Raw genomic sequence first — 17,431 nt, forward strand, 5'->3', positions numbered from 1 at the left:
AGGAAAAAGCCGTCGCCGAGGCGGCCAACATCGCCTACAGCACCTCGTTGCAGACTGACAACAGCGCCCAGCGCGGCACGACGGTGGTAACCCAGGCCGTGGACGTGATGCGCGACCTGGCCCGGCACATGCAAACCGCTGGCGAAGGCATCGAGGCGCTGAATGAGCAATCCCTGGTGATTGGTACCATCGTCAAGACCATCAGCGGTATCGCCGAACAAACCAACCTGCTGGCGCTCAACGCTGCAATCGAAGCGGCCCGGGCCGGCGAGCAAGGTCGCGGCTTTGCGGTGGTGGCCGATGAAGTGCGACAACTGGCATCGCGTACCAGCCAGGCGACCGATGAAATCGTTGGCGTGGTCCGTCAGAACCAGGACATGGCCCGCAACGCCGTGGCCCTGATGACTGACGGCCAGCACCAGGCCGAACACGGCCTGGCCTTGGCAGCCGAGGCGGGAACGGTGATCGTCGAGATCCAGGACGGGGCGAAGAAAGTGGTCGATGCGGTGAGCCAGTTTGCCAATCAGCTATCGACCTAAGCTTCGAGTATTATTGTTTTTTACATATTAATTATTGTTTTGCGATAATTTCATGGCTATGTTCTGGGCTCCTCTTATTTTGTTGGAGCCTCAACATGCGTACGAATCGTCTTGCCCTGTACAGCCAGCGCATGGCTGCCATAACGCTTTTCTTCATCGTCGCGATGATGGCCGTCAATGCCGTGGCCTGGCTCTTTCCTGATGTTGCGTCACGATACGGCCTGGGATTTGCCCTGACCGAACGACAGCTGTCGAGTTTGTCCGAAGAGGCGCTGCACTTGACCGGCTGGCAATCGCTAGGCGGCATTTTGCTGTCGAGTATTCCTTTGTTGGCGTTGGCGGCTGGCCTGGCCAACTTGCGGCAGTTGTTCAAGCGGTATGCCCATGGCCAGTATTTTTCCAGCGAAGCGGCTGTCTATCTGGGCAAGGTCGGGCGCGCGGTTGCGCTGTGGGTGTTGTTGGATTTCCTGTGCGAGCCGTTTCTCAGCCTGCTGATGACAATCCATGCGCCGGTTGGCCAACGATTGTTGACCCTCAGTATTACCGCCCCCTCCTTTGTGGCTTTGTTTCTTGCGGCCTGTATTGCGATCATTGCCCGGATCCTGTCCCAAGCCAGTGAAGTCGACTCAGAAAACCGAACTTTCGTTTGAGAACCCCATGCCTATCGTGATTCAACTCGATGTAATGCTGGCGACACGCAAGGTCAAATCCAAGGACCTCGCCGCCGCCATAGGCATTACCGAAGCCAACCTTTCCTTGCTCAAGCAAGGAAAGGTTAAGGGTATACGCCTGGCGACCCTCGAAGCCATTTGCAGTTATCTGCAATGTCAGCCCGCCGATCTGCTGGTCTATCAGCCCCAGAGCGAGGTTGATCAATCCCCCAGCGCTTGACCCTCACGCCGTGGATCCGCCCCGCCAGCCAGTGTGGTTTTCCCTTGCGCATCGCGCACCCGGACAATCGCCTGGGTGCCACTGGTCATGTCAATTTCGCTCACCTCATGGCCTTTGTCTTTCAGCGCCTGGATCAGCGCCGGGCTGAATTGGCCCCGCTCCAGTTCGGTAGGGCCGTTGCGGCTGCCGAAGTTGGGAAGGTTGATGGCGGTTTGCGGGTCGAGTTCCCAATCCAACAGGCCAATCATTGACTTGGCGACGTATTCGATGATCTGAGAACCACCGGGGGAGCCGACAGCGGCCACCAATTCCCCCCGACGATCGAAGATCAGCGTCGGTGCCATGGACGAGCGTGGGCGCTTGCCCGGTTCGACGCGGTTGGCGACTTTTTGCCCATTCTCTTCGGGGATGAACGAGAAATCGGTCATCTGGTTGTTGAGCATGAAGCCCTGGACCATCAAGTGTGAGCCGAACGCCGATTCCACCGTCGTGGTCATGGACACGGCGCCCCCCTGATCATCCACGGCCACCACTTGCGAGGTGGAAATACGCAGGGGTGAACGGTCCGGGGCGTAGGCCATCTGGATGCCCGGTGGCGTGCCGGGCTTGGCGACGCCCATGCTACGAGGGCCGATGAGGCTGGCGCGGCTGGCCAGATAACCAGCATCGACCAGGCCTTTGAGCGGCACGGCGACAAAATTGGGGTCGGCAATGTATTGGGCGCGGTCAGCATAGGCCAGGCGCTCGGCTTCGGCGATCAGGTGCACCGCGTCGGGGGCGGGTTCAATACCGGCGGGCTTGTCAGTCTTGACGGGTTTCAAAGGCGCGAGGGCCGCGTGGCTGTCGCGCTGTTCCAGGGCCTGCAACGTCCCGAGGATCTGCGCCACGGCAACCCCGCCCGACGACGGTGGTGGCATGCCGCAGACTTGCCAGCGCTTGTAGTCGGTGCACAACGGTGCTCGTTCCCGCGCGGTGTAGCCCTGGAGGTCGTTCAGCGAAAGGCTGCCGGGGTTGGCGTGGCCTTGCACCTTGGCGACGATCTCCTCGGCGATCGGGCCTTTGTACAACGCGTCGGGACCTTCGCTGGCGATGCGCTTGAGCACGCTGGCCAAGGCTGGATTTTTCAGCACGGTGCCAACTGCCTTCGGGCTGCCATCGGCATTGAGAAAGTAAGCGGCCATGTCTGGCGAACCCGGCAGGGAGGCGTCGGCGGCGATCAGCGAGTGCAGTCTGGGCGAGATCGCGAAGCCCTGTTCCGACAGCGTGATGGCCGGCTCGAACAGCGTCGCCCATTTGAGGCGGCCATGTTTGCGATGGGCCAATTCCAGCCCGCGTAACACCCCCGGGGTACCCACGGAACGACCGCCGATCTGCGCCGCCGTAAAGGGCATGGGTTTGCCGTCGGGTTGCAGGAAAAGTCTTTCGGTGGCGCCAGCCGGTGCCGTTTCGCGCCCGTCATAAGTGCTCACAGCCTTGCCGTCCCACAGCACAATGAATGCACCGCCGCCGATGCCGGAGGATTGTGGTTCCACCAGGGTCAGCACGGCCTGCATCGCAATGGCCGCGTCGATGGCCGAGCCCCCGCGTCGCAACATCTCCCGCCCGGCCTCGGCCGCCAACGGGTTGGCCGCGGCTGCCATGTGCTTGTCGGCGTAGCGGGTCTGCAGATCGGTACGGAAGCCGGAGACGACCTCTGGTGGGGCGGGCAATGCCGGTGTCGCTGTGGAGGAGGGTGGCGCCTTACAGGCCGCGAGTGTTAGAGCGACAGCCAACAACGAAACGGCTGACAGGCGATGGAGGTTCGGTTTCAGATCTGTAAGCACGTGTCGCTCCATCCGTGGACTTGGGGGGATAGAGAACGACTGTAGCGATGCGAGGCGTGGGGCGCAAATCAACACGAGGCTGGTCGCCTTGATTTCCGGCTTGCCCAACTGCACCGTGGCGAGGGAGCTTGCTCCCGCTGAGCTGCGCAGCAGCCCCTTTTTTAGTACTTGGTGTACACAGTCATTTGAACAAGATTCCTAAACGCACTGTATCTAAATAGTTTAGTGCTTTTAATTTTACTCAGGCATACATGCAGGCATTACAAGCTGCCGCCTTTTGACTACTTTTTTCTCTCATGCTTGTACCAACAGAGAATGATCGTCACGCCAATACCTGAGGGAGCGATAGACAGAGTCCAGATTACCGCTCCCATGACAAACCCTTGGCTTGACAGGCTCATCAGTAGACTTGATGCGAGCAACAGCGTTGCGCCGCAACGTAACACGCGTGTTCCGAGTAACTGTCGTTGAAGCGTAACCCTGCGCAAGTGAGTGATTTGACTTAGCGCCAATGCGCAGAGCCCCAATACCATTAAGCAGACCGCAGCGATGCTCGATAACCAATAAGCCATTTGTCACCTTGCCGAGCGCTTGTGACGGAGCAAGCGCCTACCCATGATTCCCGCGAGCAACGCGATGATCATCAACGCCAGATCCACCCCCGCCACCGCCGATAGCTTCTGGTTCATTGCCCGCCAGAGATGATCGCCCGTACTCCAAGCATTGGAGAGCACAGCCAGTAGCGCCAACGCGCTGATCAGCAAAAGGTGCGCGGCCCATGGCGCCCGTGATTGCGCCGAGCGCAAGATAACCAACAGGGCATGCACAGCCGCCAGCACCCAGACCCAGTAAAATGCTGTGGTTTCCCACTGGGCCCGGTCAACCAGGTCGATCGGCAGCCATCGATTGACCACTAGCATGGCCAGGGTGGCCAGTGGCATTCCAGTGATCAGCGCGCTGCTGAGCAGTGTCATCGACACCACGCCCCATTGCCCGGCAGCGTGCTGCAGGCGGCGCTTTTCCAGCCAGTACAACAGGCCACTGCCGAGCATCACGCAACCACTCAAACCGGCAAAAAAATACAAGGCGCGCAACCACTGCTGCTGAAAATGCGCCACATGCAATCCGGCCAGAAACTTGAAGCTCGCGGCGGCGACCGGCAATCGGGACTCATGTAGCAGCCTTGCGCTGGCGCCATCGAAGTACAGGGTTTGCCCATCCTGGCTCATGCGGTCAGCCAAGGAGCGACTGATCTCGACGTAGGCATTGGCATCCCCGGGGTGCCAGACCCGGACAAACGCCGGCTCGCCATCGCCCCAGTGCAATCGGGCTTGCGCCATCATCCGGTCCAGCGAGGCCAATGACCCCGGTATGCCCGATGCCGGGCGACTGTAGGCTGCGTCCGCCTCTTGACCGAACTTACCGGGCTGGTCCAGGTACACCGCCAGGATGCCGGCAGGGAGATACAGCGGGAACAGGATCAGCACTCCCGACAACAGGATGACCACTTGAAAAGGCAGGGTAAACACACCGGTCAGGTTGTGCATGTCCAACAGCCGCCTGGGCGACTTATCGGCTCGCAATGTAAACAGATCCTGAAACAGGCGCGCATGGATACAAACGCCGGCAATCAACGCGATTATGCCCAGCATGGCGGCAAGGCCCAGCAGGCGCGCACCGATGTTCCAGAAGTTGATATTGAGGGTGTAATGCATTCGGTAGAAAAAGTCGCCGCCGAGGCTTCCGGCTTCGGGCAGCGCGCGGTCCCCGGCCGGCGCCAGAAAACGACTGAAGCCCTGACGGTCCTTGGTCCAGGCTTGAAATCGCACCACTGGCCGGCGCTCATCGGGCAGCTCCACGTACCACTGCATCAGCGGTTTGCCCTGCGTCAAGCCGGCTATGTGGGGGACCACCCGGTGATCCAGTGACAAGGGCGTGTCAATGGGTGCCAGGCGAATGTGCGGCAGCATCCAACTATCCAGCTCACGGTCATAAACCGCCAGGCTACCCATGAAAAATGCGATCAGCAGCAGCCCGGAAAAACCGATGCCGACAAATCGATGCATCCACAGCAACGCCTGCCGAACACTCGTGAACATCAGGCGCCTCCCGCCAGATAGCGGGTGTTTGCCCACATCGCCAGCAGTGCACTCACCACCAGCAAGCCGTTGCGCGTTGCATGTGGCGCACTGAACAACCACAACACCAGCCATGGAAAGAGCAAGAAACTGGTGATCGAACTGGTTAGCACCGCTTCACTGGGCTGCACACGCCAATGCACTAGGCACAACGCCAAAAAGCCGTTCAGCGCCCAGCACGATAGGTAACTGAGCAGCAACACCAGCACTAGCCACGCGGTACGCTGTGGGCCTAGGTTTTTCCTTGGTTGTTTTGACGCTGTTTGTCTCACCCCAACTCCCGGATCGCAGAGCGTGTAGCCGATAAAAAACGGCATACCGAAGTATGCCGGGTGAGTGACAGGCAATCGTAATCAGAACTTGGCGCGCAGTGTCATGGACACGGCACGGGGGTCACCGAAGATATTCCCGTCCTGGAAAGTGTTGATCCGCTGAAAGTACTTCTTGTCGGTCAGGTTGGTGCCGAGCAGATCAGCGGAGAAGTTTTGCGTGATCTGGTAGCCAATGCCCGCATCGTACAGAGCGTATCCACCCTGGCGGAGTTTGGTGCCGTTCATGCCGATGCCAGGGACATCCAGCTTATTATAGGTCTCGCTGACCACGCTGACGCCACCCTGGACACTCCACTTCTCCAACTCGCCGGGCAGTTTGTACAGGCTCCACACCCGCAACATGTTTTTCGGCAGGTAGGTCTGCAACTGCTCGTTGGGGCTGTCATAGCGTTTGTAGGTATGGGTAAAGTTCGCGCTGAGGAACCAGTCGGGAGTCATCTGTCCACTCAGCTCAGCCTCGAACCCACGGGTCCGAGCCTTGCCGCTGGCAACCACGGCCCGTGCATTCGGATCGTTCATATCCGGAATTGCGCGATTCTCTTCTTCGATCTGGAACGCTGCCAACGAGGCGTTCAGTGCGCCATCGAGGAATTCGCCCTTGATACCCAGTTCATGTTGCTTGCCTTCCAGCGGCTTTATGATGTTGTTGTTGATGTCCAGATTGCTGACAGCCTGTGGCTGGAATACGCCGGAATAGTTGGCATACACCGAGTAGTTATCATTGAGGTCGTAGATCAGCCCGTAGAACGGAGTGAACTTCTGCGACACACTATCGCCGCTTTTTTCCGACGGTGAGCCGGCCTCGGGTTGGTGCTGACTGCGGTGCATCTCAAGCCAGGTCACGCGCCCGCCGAGTACCAGCGTCAGAGGGTCGGAAAGGCTCAAGCGCATGTTGCTGTAAAGCGCTTTTGCGCGGGTGTTGGCAACACTGGTCGGCAACTTGTCCGAATCAGGAAAGGCCGGGTAGGCAAAGTCGGGCTGCGGGTTAACGAGATCAACGTCCCCTAGGAAATTTGAAAAGTAGCCGCCGTTGGAGGCGAACTCGGAGCGCGAATAGTTGGCGCCCACCAGCACTGTATGTTCACGCCCGAGGAAGTTGAACGGACCATCGACATATACGTCAGCCTCGTCCTGTTTCTCGCGGTAATCGAACATGATCGAGTTCATTGACACCAAGTTGTCCGCAGGGTCGATGCCGCCGCCATTACGTGCGTAAGCCTGTGTCAAATCGTAATTGTTATCGGCGTGCCGCAGCGACAACCTGGTCTTCCAGCCATCGCCCAACTGATGCTCGAGTTCGGTGAAAACTGCGGTACTCCAGAAGTAGTCGCGGTTCCAGTCTTCACCGTAAAAGTTCTTGCGCGATGCATTCGGCAGTGACATCGCGGCTTCACCGGCTGAATTAGTGTAACGATAGGCCGGTAGGGAGCGTTGGGCGCCACGGATGTCGGTGTTCTGATTGCTCGCACCGATTGTCCAGACTGTGTCTGGCGTCAGGTCTATATCGACAATGCCATAGACTTGATTCGACTCTCGCTTGCCGCCACTGTCGTAGTAGTAACCTTCGTCGTGCTCGCTGAGCACCAGGCGTCCCCGCACATTACCGCTCTCGGTCAACGGGCCGGTGACGTCAACCATGCCCCGATAGTCGTCCCAGGAACCGGCGCTGATTTCCGCCGAAGCAGCTGCCTCGGCCAACGGTCGCTTGCGTATCAGGTTGATGCTACCGCCGGGGCCGCCTGCACCGGTCAGGCTGCCAGACGGGCCCTTGAGTACCTCGACGCGGTCATACATGGTCAGGTCGGGTGACAGGAACACCCTGTTGTCCATGGTGGTCGGCGTACCGTCCAATTGCAGCGAGGTCATTTCGAAACCCCGGGAGAAAAAACTTAGACGGCTGGCGTCGATTCGCTGCACGGTTACACCACCGACCTTGCCCAGAGCATCTTCGAGGGTATAGAGATTTTGCTTCTGAATACGCTCCTGGCCAATCACGTTGATCGTCTGCGGCACCTCTCGAAGACGCAACGGGACTTTGGTACCCACCGACACGGTGGGTGCTTCGGTCTGCATTCCGACGATCGACTGTGCCGGTAGCGTCATGCTGCCGAGGGCGTCCAGCGTCAAGGTTCCATCCGAGGTCGTGCGTACTGACAATCCGCTGCCTTCAATCGCGATTTGTGCCGCTCGCTCGGCATTCATTGTTCCCTTGATGGCCGGAGCACGTAGCCCGGCAACGAGATTCGGCACATACACGATTTCGTGACCGCTTTGGCGGGCTATGCGGTCGAGGGTTGCCACCAGGGAGTCGGCTGGCAAGTCGAAGTTTTGTAGCGATTGGCTTTGCGTCGAAACCGACTCCGCAAAGCTGGTCGAAGCGTATCCTTGAGCCAGCAATACAGAAAAGCACACAGACGTCAGCCTGCGCGTAGTGTTAAAACGATTGGACATAGGTAACTCCGTGTTGGCGGCTGCGCTTTTATTAGCGGTTAATGCCTATGTCCAACGAGACTGAAAAAGCGATACAGGGCAGATGAAAAAAACTTAGCCGAGCAGTTCGATCTGGGTCCAGAACCCCAGGTACTGCTCGATGCGTACGGGCAGAATCTGCTCCAGCGAGTTCAGTGCACGCTCACTGTTATCCAAGGAGAACAGGCCGGAAACACGAAGCCGGGCCGCTGCCGTACTGATGCGGATCACCCCGCGTCGGTAAGGCTGCAATGCCTCGATCACCTCCCCAAGCGCCCAGTCATCCACACTTAGTTTGCCGCTCTCCCAACTGCTCTCACCTTTACGATTAGCCGCCAGTGGCGTGATGCCTTTCGAGTCGAGTCGGGCACCTTCGCCGCTTTGGAGTGCTGAACAACGATCGTTGAGGCGACCGATGCAGAGGCTGGACCGCATGCCCCATACATGGGTCGAATCGCCCTGCAGCGAAACCATGAACCGAGCGCCAGCGCCGCGTGCAAATCCGTGGGACGTTTGCACTACGAAAGGCCGAGGGTCGTCACTGACCTCAATGATCAGCTTTCCGGCACGCAGCAGCAGGCTGCGCTCGCTATCAGTAAAATTGATATCCACCGCGCTGCGTGCATCCAACCGCAATTTGCTGCCATCCGACAGATTGAAATCACCCCGTTGGGCCGTAGCGGTCCGCAAATCGGCTCCGATAGTAGAGAACAGCGTACTCTGCCGGCCAATCAGTGTTGCACCGATGCCGACACCGCCGAACACCAGCGCCCCACGAAGCAAGCGACGTCGCTGCAGATCAGGGGTTTGCAGCACCCGGCGTACCTGTGAGTCCGAGCCACGCAAGAGGGGTGGGAAGGTTGCCTCCAAATGGATCTGAACTTTCTCCCATGCCTGCGCATTCGTCGGGTTGGCAAACCAGGCGTCAAACGCCTTTTGTTCGTCGGCCATGACTTCGCCTGAGCGCATACAGGCCGTCCACTCGATAGCTTCATCGACTGCGGAGCGTGTGTGCTTCATTTGCGCATCAGATTCTGGCAGCACAGTTTCAAACCCTTGGCCACGTATTGACGTACTCGAATGGTCGAGACCCCTATCAACTCGGCAATGTCGGCGTACTTCATTCCGTCCACCTGACTGCACAGAAATGCAGTACGGGCTCGCGCAGAAAGACCGGCGAGCAAGGCATCGATTTCAAGGAGCGCTTCAATCGCCAAAGCACGTACTTCGGGAGAGGGCTCAAACATTTGAGGTTGCAACGCTAACGCTTCCAGATAAGCACGCTCCAGATCGCGCCGTCGCCAACTGTCGTACATCAGTCGCTTGGCAATGGTCGTAAGCAACGCCCGAGGTTCGCGTATCGCCTGCGGCTCAGGTAAAGCGACAACCTGAACGAACACTTCGGCAGCCATGTCAGCGGCATCATGAGTACAACCAAGCCGCGCCCGCAGGCGACTCAGCAACCAACCATGATGGTCGCCAAAAAGACTGTGCAGAACCGTCTGCCGAGCACTGGAAGAAGCGAGCGCAATGTGGGTCATTGGAGTGTACTGAATGATAATTCTTATCATTATCTCCAGTGTTGTGATTTTTTCAAGGCGTAAGGCTTTCTATGAGCTTCGCCTCTGCGACATGGGGCGTTTAGACGTCCCTCATCAACGTTTTCCTAGAGAAGGGAACACGTGACGTTCCAAGGCTCCGAGAATCCTCTTCGCTGTGTCGAGATCCCAGCCGCCCAAGCGAGAGGAATGCCATTTACGAGCCAAGGCCTCGAGGGGGTCGTTTGTGGCTTCTATCTCCGCAGCTTTCCTAGCTTTCTTGGCGGCTATCGGAGAGGGGACGGCGTTTGATATCGCTGCGCTTCATCCATGTATGCTTTCTACTGAGGCAGACATGGGGGGCATACAGGATGTGAAGGATGCGCGTAGAGCGGAATGGATTTCCAGATACAAGAAAGCCCGCACTAGGCGGGCTTCTTGTTGTTCAAAGACGTTCGAAAACATCGTTGAACAGGACTTGGTGGCTACACAGGGACTTGAACCCCGGACCCCAGCATTATGAATGCTATGCTCTAACCAACTGAGCTATGTAGCCAAGTGGCGCGCATTATTCGCCGGTAACGAAGATGTGTCAAGCGTAAATCTGAAATATTTCTCTGCGCTTTCAACCGCTTAACAATCCTCGCTGCAAATCGCTATCAACCGAGCTGAAATCTCCCGGTGTTGGCACTCAGAGCCCGGCTTCCCTGGCTCAGGGTATCCGCCGCCAGGTTCACGGCCCTTGCGCCTTCAAGCAAACGCATTGCTGCCTGGTCGACCTGCTGGATATTGCCGCTGACCTCGTCGGCGGTGCTGGCTTGCTCATCCACGGCGGTGGCGATTTGCGCCAGGGTATCGGTGACGCTTTGCACCGCGCTGGCAATTTCTCCCAGCCGTTCGCCAAGACCGGTGACGGCTTGGGCGTCGGTCTGGGCCTGGCCGCAGGCGGCTTCCATCAGGCTGACGGCTTCGTTGACCGTGGCGCGCAGGCTGTCGACGGTGGCGGCAATCTGTTGTGTGGAGGATTGGGTGCGTTGCGACAGGCTGCGCACCTCGTCGGCCACCACCGCGAAACCACGGCCCTGTTCCCCGGCGCGAGCGGCTTCGATGGCGGCATTGAGGGCCAAAAGGTTGGTCTGCTCGGCCACGCCACGAATGGTATCGACCACCAGTTGGATCTGTTGCCCCTGTTCGCTGACCCGCCCCAGTGCGGCGGCGGTTTCGTTGAGGCGCTGGTTGAGCTGCTGGATGCTGGCTGTGGTGCGTTGGCTGTCGTGGCTGCTGTCGGTGGCGATGCGGCGGGTCTGCTGGGCGCTATCGGAGGCCTGTTCACAACTCTTTGCCACGCCCTGGGAGGTGGCGGCCAGTTGTGTCGCGGCGGCAGCGATCTGGCTGATCTGCATCTGCTGGGCCTCGACTTCGCCCAGGGCGCCGCTGGAATGGGTATTGAGGGTGCGTACAGCGTTGCTCAACTGCAACGTTTCGTGGTCGACCCCCAGCAGGCTGTTGCGCAATTGCACCACGGCGACGTTGAGAGCGGTGCTGATGGCCGCCAGTTCATCGCGCCCTTGCACCGGCACTTGCAGGCTGAGATTGCCGTCGCGCAGGGCTTCGGCCAGCAGGGTAATGCCGCTGGCGCTGCGCCGGATCGACGCTTGCAGGCAAACAAAAAGATACAGCGCCGCCAGCAGCAGGCAGCCCAGTACCGTCGCCACCAGGGTGAACTGGCGAATCGCCGAACCGTGGTAGTGGTCCAGCCGCTTATCCAGTGCCACCAGTGACTGTTGCCGCAGGGTCGCCAGGTCGACGAGGAGGGCGTCCATGTGTTTTTCGAAGTCTTCGGGCTTGAGATTGATGGAACCGCCGAACACGCCGTCATCCAACACTTTCAGGCCAGCATCCAAGCGCTTGAGGCTGCCCTGGTATTGTCCGGCCCAGGTTTGCAGATCGCTGGGAAGGCGGGTTTCCAGCAGCGCTCCGGTCTTGACCAACTGGTCCCGGGCGTCGCCGATACGGCTGCGCAGGTCCCGCAGTTGCAGGCGACTCTGCAACGTGAACTGGCCTGATACCACGGAGGCTTGTCCAACGCTGGCCAGGCGACCGACCCGTTCGATCAGGTCCGGCGTCTGTTGGGTGGAAATCTGAGTCAGCAAATACGTTTCCAGCCAGGAGGCGAGGGTCAGGCGGTTGTCCATGACCATCTGTTCGCGCAAGGCTTGCAGGGCGCTGAGGGCGGCGGTGAAGCGGTCGTAGCCATCCGGCCACCAGCCCACGCTGCCCAGGCTTTTCGAATCCAGACCGTTGAGGCTGGTTTGCAGGGCTTGATAGCGGGCGAGGGTATCGGCTTCGGCGCCTTCGGTTTGCAGGGCGTTGCCCAGGTCACTGGCGGCCTGGGTAAGGGCCGGTTGCACTGCGTCATACGCTGCCATGGCGGCCAGCGTCGCGGGTGTCGGCTGCCGATTGGTTTCGGTGGCACGCCAGCGGGCTGCGCGGTTGCGCTGCGCGGTGAGCAGGTTGTCCAGGTTATCCAGGGCCAGCAATTGGCGCACCCCGGCGCGTTCCCCGGAAATCAGGCTGAGTTTGTCGCGATAGTCCTGGCCGATAAGCCATAGGCTGCCCATGAGCGGCAGGATAAAAAGCAGGAACAGTAATTGGAATTTGCGGGCGAAGCCGAAATGCCCCAACAACCTGATTCCAGGTGATAAAAAAGCCTGCATGCCCATACTCCCCTGAACACCCTTGCACTATTTTTGTGCGTTTCTACACAAGTGTCGAAACAGGTGCTCTTTTAAAAGGCCTCGAAAGTTTGTCCAAATCGGCTCGGTAGGCCAGCTCTGTAGCGAAACTTCCCATTCTCGGTCCCCTTTGTAAGGAGCCGTGTTGTAGACCGTTAACAAGGCAAGATTCAGACCATGGCGTTGGGCTATCACCTTGGATTTCGACAATTTTTCGAGGTCGATAGCTAGCTAAGGGGATAGCCTGGCTGCACCGAAAAATGGCACATTGACGCACTTGCCCGTGTGCACCCTCTGTCGTATGGAAACTCCCATGACTATCAGCAATACCCAGGCCGAGATCCCAGTCGTTGCCGCCACTGCGCAAAGCAGCCCGTTGGTCATGCGGATCATCGGCGCCGTGGCGCTGGCGCATCTGATCAACGACTTGATCCAGGCCGTGCTGCCCTCGATTTATCCAATGCTCAAGGACAGCTATGGCCTGACGTTCACTCAGGTTGGCTTGATCACGCTGACGTTCCAGTTGACCGCCTCTTTGTTGCAGCCTTGGGTCGGCTATCACACTGACCGGCACCCCAAGCCCTGGCTGCTGCCGGCCGGGACGGTGTGCACGTTGATCGGCATTGTGATGATGTCCATGGTCGGCAGTTTTGCCTTGATCCTGTTGGCGGCGGGATTGATCGGCATTGGCTCGTCGACCTTTCACCCGGAAGCGTCGCGGGTGGCGCGATTGGCCTCGGGCGGCCGTTATGGGCTGGCGCAATCGACGTTCCAGGTGGGCGGTAACGCCGGCTCAGCGTTCGGCCCGCTGCTGGCGGCGGCGATCATCATTCCCTATGGGCAAGGTAATGTGGCCTGGTTCGGCTTGTTCGCCCTGTTAGCGCTGTTCGTGCTGTACCGCATCAGCCGCTGGTACGCCAACCACCTGAACTTGTTCAAGCTCAAGCAAGGCCAAGCGGCCACGCATGGCTTATCCAAAGGCCGGGTCTTGAGTGCGCTGGTGGTATTGGGGCTGTTGGTGTTTTCCAAGTATTTCTACATGGCCAGTTTCACCAGCTACTTCACGTTCTACCTGATCGAGAAGTTCGACTTGTCGGTGGCCTCTTCGCAATTGCACCTGTTCCTGTTTCTCGGGGCAGTGGCGGCGGGGACGTTCTTCGGCGGACCGATTGGCGACCGGATCGGGCGCAAGGCGGTGATCTGGTTCTCGATCCTCGGCGTGGCACCGTTCACCCTGATCCTGCCTCACGTTGACCTGTTGTGGACCAGCATTCTCAGCGTGGTCATCGGCTTCATCCTGGCCTCGGCGTTCTCGGCCATCGTGGTGTATGCCCAGGAGCTGGTACCGGGCAACGTCGGGATGATCGCCGGCGTGTTCTTCGGGCTGATGTTCGGTTTCGGCGGGATTGGCGCCGCGCTGCTGGGGCACCTGGCGGACATCCGTGGCATCGAGTATGTGTACTGGTTGTGCTCGTTCCTGCCGCTGTTCGGGGTGTTGGCGATTTTCTTGCCGAGGACTCGAAAGGCTTGAGGCGCGAAGGTCCATGTAGCTGAGCCGACGCCAACGCGAGCTTGCTCGCGAAGGCGTCGGCACATCCAACATCATTGCAAACCGACCCAGCGCCTTCGGAGCAAGCCCGCCTGTCAACACGGCTTTTTCTTCGAGCGCAATTCCCGCTCCTCATGCCTGCGATTCACCCCTCAAGGACGGTAGATACTGGCCTGGATGGCGCCGGGGTATTGCTTGTACCCGCCCGAGTTGCACAGTGGAGTCGACAGTTGATAATCGCCCGCCGTCGTGGCGTTGGCGGTGCGCACATTACCGGCCGCAAACCCAGAGTAATCCTGAAAGGCATCGAACGAGGCGATTGGCTCGTCGAAGTAGTTGCCACGGGAAGGGTCGAAGATCGAGAGCGTGATCGCTACGCCACCAGGAAATGCTGCTTCGGCCTCGATCAACACGGTCTCGTAGGGATACAGGGTTTGTGGGGACGGCCCTGCGGAGGTGGGGGACGGATTGAACACCGTGGCCACCAGCGTGTTCGGGCTCAGGTTGGTAAGCGCGATTACCAGGTAATTGGCGGCGTTGCCGCTGTAGGTGTAGGGCCGCGTCATGGCGAATGCCCAACCGTTCCTGTTGTTAAAGAAGTCGTCCTTCGAGCCGCCGTTGTCCCAGACTTGGGTGAGCGCGATTTCTTGCGGATAGATTGACCAATCCGTTGAATCGGCGATCCAGTATTTGAAGTACGTCCCGTCGATCGCGGGTGTGATGTACTGCGCATAGGCGGGCACACCGTCGATGGGGTTGTTGTTGACGTCCAGGTATTGGTAGATCTGGTATTTGGCCGGCAGCAGCATCTGCATCACCGACAGCACGTAACCTTGCTTGGCGGCTTTCACCATATTTCCAGTTTCACCGGAGTTCCAGAACAACCCGTCGGGCGCAGTGGAAGCGATCAGCGTATAGGTGATTTTCAGCTTGGCCCAGTCGGTCAGTATCGTGGATTCCATGGTGCCGAACGTGTCCAGCAACCCTTCGAAGGTAGCGCTCAATTGTCCCCACAGGTCGGCATAGGCTACCTGGAACAGGCTGGGAGAAACGTTCGAGGTCTGGGCCGCGACCGCCACATTGATACCGCTCTGGAGAACGTTGGCCGCGACGGCGAAATAATTGATGTCGCCTTCCATCGTTTCAGCCGAGAGCACGGTGTAGATGACGCCCGAGAGCACCGCCAGGATGATGCCGCCGATGTTGGTCGAGTCACCGTCCTCGAAGCTAGCATCCAGGCCCAGTTCGGAGAGCAACGCTCCCTGGTCTTCGAACAACAGGGTGTGGAAACTGGTGTAGCAGGCGAACAGGCTGTTGACGGCGCTCGCCGCGCTGAGCTCCAACTTCAACTGGTCCACTACGGGGTGCCAGACTTGCGGTGGGAACGCGCTGTAGTCCAGGCCGAGCATGTCTTGCCGGTAATTGTCCAGGGTGCTGGCGCCGTTGGTGTACTGCTCGCGCAGGATCAAATGGGGCTGATTGTTCATGGCCGCCAGTTTGTTGTTGATCCAGTCATAGACAGCCTGTTGGTCAGGTGTAAAGGCCGGGAAGGCCGGGTCGGACGCCGGCAAGGCCATGATGCTGTCCAGAGGCGTGGTAGGCATGAAGTACCATTGGCTCGAGGTGTCGGTGTCTTGCATCTGTACCGAGCCCCCCGTGATATCGACACTCAGATACTGATTCGACGCGCTGTTCTGGATGGCCGTGGGGCCGAGTCCCGTTCCCCACAGCCAGGTCTGCTCGACCGGGACGGGTACGCTCTGCGTGGTGTTGATTGGCGTACTGCTGCCGGCATCCTGACCCAGCACCAACCCGGCGAGCAGGCCACTGAGCAGCCGTCCATCGGCGGTGACTTGCCAGATCTGGTTGGGCGAACCGGCCACGAAAGGGCTCAGCGTCACGCCGTCGGAACTGCCGGTGAGTACAAAGGGCACGCCTTTCTCGGGTGCGACGAGGCGGCTTTGTACATTGACCCAGCGAGTCGGCGGCCAAACCTGATAGTGATTGCTGCTTGAGGCCCAGCAGGCTTGGTTGAGGGTGTTGTACAGCACGAGGTTGCCGTCGGTCTGGACGAGCAGTTCCTGTGGGTCGATGCCGTTGGTGTAGGGTGACCATGCCACGTTGCCGTCGCTGGTACCCAGGACCAGGTTGCCATCGGTCTGGACATCGAAGTAGGCACCGTTGTTGGTGCCTGTGGCCCAGATCGCGCTACCGGTGAACGAGCTGTTGGCCGCCACGGGGCCTGTGACGACCTGGTACAGCACCAGGTTGCCGTCAGGCTGCAGCAGCAACACATAGCCGTTGTCGGCCGCTGCCGCCCACTGGCCGGGCAGCATCCGCGTGTTGGGTGGAATGTTGCCGTTGTCAGCCTGGACCGGATCGCCGAGCGGGACCGTGAGGAAGGCGCTGGGGTTGGTGGATGTTGCCAGCGTTATATCGCTCAGGTTGTTCATGTGGATCTCCTTTTCACGACATTGGGTGGACGCCTTGCGGTTGTTTGCGCACGTGAGGGCGCGCAGTGCATGGGTACGGCTGCGCTCCCAAGAGTCCGGCGCGCCGGTGCCTGCTACGCCGATGCATTGATCGGGAAGTCTTTTCAAGTGTCGGGTTGCGAAGTCCCGGAGCGAATCAATCGTTCCCGGACTTGAGGTAGCCGAGGGAATGCTCAGCCAGGGAGGTGCCGTTCAATGTCGCCAGTGGCTGGCAGCACTGCACAAATGGCGGGGGCGGGTCTCTTCGTATATCCGTGGTTTGCGAGACGGTGCATGAGAATCTCCCTATCTATGCGGAAGAAGGCGTTCGAGCGTTGCGCCTTGCTGGGCGCGCATGGAGTGTAGCCCGGCGCCCATATCTTGCCTGAGCCCTCCCTTTTGCGCGGTGGTGGCCAGTGCCGTGCAAGGAGTGAGTCCAACACTTGAAACGCTGTGAATCTTGTACTTGATGAGCACGTTGCTGTTGCGACTAAAGTACTGGTTTGTATAAGCCTTAAGTGGGTATTTGTATAAAGGTTGGTCGTGTTAATTTGCTGTTGTGGTTAATGGTTAGAAGGGAATCTGCAGCATTATTCAAGGGTGACCCCTGTGGTGACTGAAAAAGCAGGTTTTCACATTCTTTCCAGCTATCGCCCTTATTGTCCCGGACATAAGGCCTTCGATTCTTGGTTTGATGACCTCTTCTGCGCTGCGGGCGGACAGGGGTTGCGCCCCCCATCTGCCATATTGAAATTCTTATAAATAGCTGTATCGCCAAGTTCTTCCAAGGTGTTTGCCTCGGGGACGGCGTAGCAGCCGTGATCGATTGTGATGCCGTGTCGTGCATACGTTAGATGCTGCCGTCTTTTGACGTTGGCCATAAATAGAATCAGGCGGGGAATGATATGAAGTTCAAGTCATTGCAGGCACGCATTTGTGTCACGGC

General features: G+C 58.9%; 12 protein-coding genes, 1 tRNA gene and 2 pseudogenes. 4 read left to right on the forward strand and 11 right to left on the reverse strand.

Features of this window, described 5'->3' with window-relative positions; all coding sequences use genetic code 11:
• Positions 1-107: 107 nt before the first annotated feature.
• The 3 genes and pseudogenes from V7773_RS30360 to V7773_RS02975 all read left to right on the forward strand — a co-directional run.
• Positions 108-539 (forward strand): annotated as a pseudogene (locus V7773_RS30360) (methyl-accepting chemotaxis protein); the annotation flags it as partial.
• Between the two features lie 95 nt (positions 540-634).
• Positions 635-1,189: a DUF2975 domain-containing protein gene (locus V7773_RS02970; protein ID WP_336072329.1), complete on the forward strand. Its 555-nt coding sequence runs from the start codon at positions 635-637 to the stop codon at positions 1,187-1,189.
• Between the two features lie 7 nt (positions 1,190-1,196).
• Positions 1,197-1,430, forward strand: coding sequence for a helix-turn-helix domain-containing protein (locus V7773_RS02975; protein WP_063324371.1), 234 nt, complete (start codon positions 1,197-1,199; stop codon positions 1,428-1,430).
• Here the strand turns inward: V7773_RS02975 and ggt are convergent.
• The 10 genes and pseudogenes from ggt to V7773_RS03015 form a co-directional block, all read right to left on the reverse strand.
• Positions 1,412-3,265 (reverse strand): gamma-glutamyltransferase, encoded by a 1,854-nt coding sequence (ggt, locus tag V7773_RS02980; protein ID WP_336072330.1) that lies wholly within the window; start codon positions 3,263-3,265, stop codon positions 1,412-1,414. The genes V7773_RS02975 and ggt overlap by 19 nt on opposite strands.
• Positions 3,266-3,534: 269 nt before the next feature.
• Entirely contained in the window at positions 3,535-3,825 is a 291-nt protein-coding gene (locus tag V7773_RS30365; protein ID WP_092346084.1) for a DUF3325 family protein, read from the reverse strand.
• A 3-nt stretch (positions 3,826-3,828) separates the two neighbouring features.
• Positions 3,829-5,352 (reverse strand): PepSY-associated TM helix domain-containing protein, encoded by a 1,524-nt coding sequence (locus V7773_RS02985; RefSeq protein WP_336072331.1) that lies wholly within the window; start codon positions 5,350-5,352, stop codon positions 3,829-3,831.
• Positions 5,352-5,708, reverse strand: a complete 357-nt coding sequence (locus V7773_RS02990; protein ID WP_256572681.1) for a hypothetical protein — start codon at positions 5,706-5,708, stop codon at positions 5,352-5,354. The genes V7773_RS02985 and V7773_RS02990 overlap by 1 nt, the downstream gene beginning before the upstream one ends.
• A 36-nt stretch (positions 5,709-5,744) precedes the next feature.
• The gene (locus tag V7773_RS02995; protein WP_336072332.1) at positions 5,745-8,174 is read right to left on the reverse strand and encodes a TonB-dependent siderophore receptor; all 2,430 of its coding nucleotides are present in this window, start codon (positions 8,172-8,174) and stop codon (positions 5,745-5,747) included.
• 93 nt (positions 8,175-8,267) lie between these two features.
• Complete coding sequence (locus V7773_RS03000; RefSeq protein ID WP_336072333.1) at positions 8,268-9,212, reverse strand: FecR domain-containing protein; 945 nt, start codon at positions 9,210-9,212, stop codon at positions 8,268-8,270.
• On the reverse strand, positions 9,209-9,733 hold the full coding sequence (locus V7773_RS03005) for a sigma-70 family RNA polymerase sigma factor (RefSeq protein WP_092149682.1): 525 nt from the start codon (positions 9,731-9,733) through the stop codon (positions 9,209-9,211). Before V7773_RS03005 ends, V7773_RS03000 begins: the two co-directional genes overlap by 4 nt.
• Before the next feature lie 117 nt (positions 9,734-9,850).
• Positions 9,851-10,027: pseudogene (locus V7773_RS30370) on the reverse strand (phage integrase central domain-containing protein); the annotation flags it as partial.
• Positions 10,028-10,209: 182 nt separating this feature from the next.
• Positions 10,210-10,286: transfer RNA gene (locus V7773_RS03010), tRNA-Met, on the reverse strand.
• A 103-nt stretch (positions 10,287-10,389) separates the two neighbouring features.
• Entirely contained in the window at positions 10,390-12,447 is a 2,058-nt protein-coding gene (locus V7773_RS03015) for a methyl-accepting chemotaxis protein (RefSeq protein WP_336072334.1), read from the reverse strand.
• 331 nt (positions 12,448-12,778) lie between these two features.
• Here V7773_RS03015 and V7773_RS03020 point away from each other — a divergent pair, with 331 nt between their 5' ends.
• A complete protein-coding gene (locus tag V7773_RS03020) occupies positions 12,779-13,996 on the forward strand; it encodes an MFS transporter (protein ID WP_072344551.1) in 1,218 nt (405 codons plus the stop codon).
• A 170-nt stretch (positions 13,997-14,166) separates the two neighbouring features.
• On the opposite strand, the gene V7773_RS03025 is transcribed toward V7773_RS03020, so the two are convergent.
• Positions 14,167-16,467: a hypothetical protein gene (locus V7773_RS03025; protein ID WP_336072335.1), complete on the reverse strand. Its 2,301-nt coding sequence runs from the start codon at positions 16,465-16,467 to the stop codon at positions 14,167-14,169.
• Between the last annotated feature and the right edge of the window lie 964 nt (positions 16,468-17,431).

This window comes from Pseudomonas sp. 3JA, from assembly GCF_036961705.1.
Lineage (GTDB): Bacteria > Pseudomonadota > Gammaproteobacteria > Pseudomonadales > Pseudomonadaceae > Aquipseudomonas > Aquipseudomonas fluorescens_Q.

Coding starts and splice junctions, on each gene's coding strand:
- V7773_RS02990 (WP_256572681.1), bottom strand. CDS start 5,708: ATGCCGTTTTTTATCGGCTACACGCTCTGCGATCCGGGAGTTGGGGTG.
- V7773_RS03000 (WP_336072333.1), bottom strand. CDS start 9,212: ATGAAGCACACACGCTCCGCAGTCGATGAAGCTATCGAGTGGACGGCC.
- V7773_RS03015 (WP_336072334.1), bottom strand. CDS start 12,447: ATGCAGGCTTTTTTATCACCTGGAATCAGGTTGTTGGGGCATTTCGGC.
- ggt (WP_336072330.1), bottom strand. CDS start 3,265: ATGGAGCGACACGTGCTTACAGATCTGAAACCGAACCTCCATCGCCTG.
- V7773_RS30365 (WP_092346084.1), bottom strand. CDS start 3,825: ATGGCTTATTGGTTATCGAGCATCGCTGCGGTCTGCTTAATGGTATTG.
- V7773_RS03005 (WP_092149682.1), bottom strand. CDS start 9,733: ATGACCCACATTGCGCTCGCTTCTTCCAGTGCTCGGCAGACGGTTCTG.
- V7773_RS02970 (WP_336072329.1), top strand. CDS start 635: ATGCGTACGAATCGTCTTGCCCTGTACAGCCAGCGCATGGCTGCCATA.
- V7773_RS03020 (WP_072344551.1), top strand. CDS start 12,779: ATGACTATCAGCAATACCCAGGCCGAGATCCCAGTCGTTGCCGCCACT.
- V7773_RS02995 (WP_336072332.1), bottom strand. CDS start 8,174: ATGTCCAATCGTTTTAACACTACGCGCAGGCTGACGTCTGTGTGCTTT.
- V7773_RS03025 (WP_336072335.1), bottom strand. CDS start 16,467: ATGAACAACCTGAGCGATATAACGCTGGCAACATCCACCAACCCCAGC.
- V7773_RS02975 (WP_063324371.1), top strand. CDS start 1,197: ATGCCTATCGTGATTCAACTCGATGTAATGCTGGCGACACGCAAGGTC.
- V7773_RS02985 (WP_336072331.1), bottom strand. CDS start 5,352: ATGTTCACGAGTGTTCGGCAGGCGTTGCTGTGGATGCATCGATTTGTC.